Below are 2,416 nucleotides of genomic sequence, written 5' to 3' on the forward strand. Positions count from 1 at the left end.
CCTTCGCCCTCGACGTCGATCTTGACGACCTGGCCGGGCCGCAGCTCGCCGTAGAGGATCTTCTCCGACAGCGTGTCCTCCAGCTCCCGCTGGATGGTCCGGCGCAGCGGACGGGCGCCCATCACCGGGTCGTACCCGCGGTCGGCCAGCAGCTGCTTGGCGGCCGGGGTCAGCTCCAGGCCCATGTCGCGGTCCTTCAGGCGCTCGGCCACCTGGGCGAGCATCAGGTCCACGATCTGGATGATCTCCTTGGGCGTGAGCTGGTGGAAGACCACGATGTCGTCGACGCGGTTGAGGAACTCCGGCCGGAAGTGCTGCTTGAGCTCCTCCTGCACCTTGACCTTCATCCGCTCGTAGGTGCTCTCCTCGTCGTTGGCCTTCGCGAAGCCCAGTCCCACGGCCTTCGAGATGTCGCGGGTGCCGAGGTTGGTCGTCATGATGATGACGGTGTTCTTGAAGTCCACCACCCGGCCCTGGGCGTCGGTCAGCCGACCGTCCTCCAGGATCTGCAGCAGCGAGTTGAAGATGTCGGGGTGGGCCTTCTCGATCTCGTCGAACAGGACCACGGAGAACGGCTTGCGCCGCACCTTCTCGGTCAGCTGACCGCCCTCTTCGTACCCGACGTAACCGGGCGGGGAGCCGAACAGCCGCGAGACGGTGTGCTTCTCCATGAACTCGGACATGTCCAGCATGATCAGCGCGTCTTCGTCGCCGAACAGGAACTCCGCCAGCGCCTTGGACAGCTCGGTCTTACCGACACCCGACGGGCCGGCGAAGATGAACGACCCACCCGGACGACGCGGGTCCTTCAACCCGGCCCGCGTACGGCGGATCGAGCGGGACAGGCCCTTGATCGCGTCGTCCTGACCGATGATCCGCTTGTGCAGCTCGTCTTCCATGCGGAGCAGCCGCTGCGACTCCTCCTCGGTCAGCTTGAAGACCGGGATGCCGGTGGCGGTGGCGAGGACCTCGGCGATGAGCTCCTCGGTCACCTCGGCCACGACGTCCATGTCGCCGGCCTTCCACTCCTTCTCCCGCCGCTCCCGCTTGAGCTGCAGCTGCTTTTCCTGATCACGCAGCGCCGCGGCCTTCTCGAAGTCCTGCGCGTCGATCGCGGACTCCTTCTCCCGCCGCACGTTCGCGATCTTCTCGTCGTACTCACGCAGGTCCGGCGGCGCCGTCATCCGCCGAATCCGCATCCGCGACCCGGCCTCGTCGATCAGGTCGATCGCCTTGTCCGGCAGGAACCGGTCACTGATGTACCGATCGGCCAAAGTGGCGGCCGCCACCAGCGCCCCGTCGGTGATCGACACCCGATGGTGCGCCTCGTAACGGTCCCGCAGACCCTTCAGAATCTCGATCGTGTGCGACAGCGACGGCTCGGCCACCTGGATCGGCTGGAACCGCCGCTCCAAAGCCGCGTCCTTCTCGACGTGCTTGCGGTACTCGTCCAGGGTCGTCGCACCGATCGTCTGCAACTCGCCCCTCGCGAGAGGGGGCTTCAGAATGCTGGCGGCGTCGATGGCGCCCTCCGCGGCGCCCGCGCCGACCAGCGTGTGCAGCTCGTCGATGAACAGAATGATGTCGCCGCGGGTCCGGATCTCCTTGACGACCTTCTTCAGGCGCTCTTCGAAGTCACCGCGGTAGCGGGAACCGGCCACCAGCGCACCCAGGTCGAGGGTGTAGAGCTGCTTGTCCTTCAGCGTCTCGGGCACCTCACCCTTGACGATCTTCTGCGACAGCCCCTCCACCACGGCGGTCTTGCCCACACCGGGCTCACCCACCAAAACCGGGTTGTTCTTCGTCCTCCTGGAGAGGACCTGCATGACCCGCTCGATCTCCTTGTCCCGGCCGATCACCGGGTCGAGCTTGCCCTCCCGCGCGGCCTGCGTCAGGTTCCGCCCGAACTGGTCCAGCACAAGCGAGGTCGACGGCGCCGACTCCTGCGGCCCGCCCGCCGCCGCCGGCTCCTTGCCCTGATAACCGTGCAGCAACTGGATGACCTGCTGACGCACCCTGTTCAGATCGGCGCCCAGTTTCACCAGCACCTGCGCCGCGACACCCTCACCCTCCCGGATCAACCCCAGAAGAATGTGCTCGGTGCCGATGTAGTTGTGCCCGAGCTGCAACGCCTCGCGCAGCGACAGCTCAAGAACCTTCTTGGCCCGCGGCGTGAAGGGGATGTGTCCCGACGGCGCCGACTGCCCCTGGCCGATGATCTCCTCGACCTGCTGGCGCACCCCCTCGAGACTGATCCCAAGGCTCTCCAGAGCCTTGGCCGCCACACCCTCACCCTCATGGATCAAACCAAGAAGAATGTGCTCAGTACCGATGTAGTTGTGGTTGAGCATCCGAGCCTCTTCCTGGGCCAGGACGACAACCCGCCGCGCACGGTCGGTGAACCTCTCGAACATCT

General features: G+C 66.0%; 1 protein-coding gene. It reads right to left on the reverse strand.

The window, feature by feature from the left end; translation table 11 throughout:
• Positions 1-2,414: ATP-dependent Clp protease ATP-binding subunit (locus tag B1L11_RS44350; RefSeq protein WP_143738005.1), on the reverse strand; the 2,414-nt coding region annotated here is incomplete at its 3' end.
• Between the last annotated feature and the right edge of the window lie 2 nt (positions 2,415-2,416).

The sequence above is a fragment of the Microbispora sp. GKU 823 genome, assembly GCF_002027145.1.
GTDB classification, from domain to species: Bacteria; Actinomycetota; Actinomycetes; order Streptosporangiales; family Streptosporangiaceae; genus Microbispora; species Microbispora siamensis.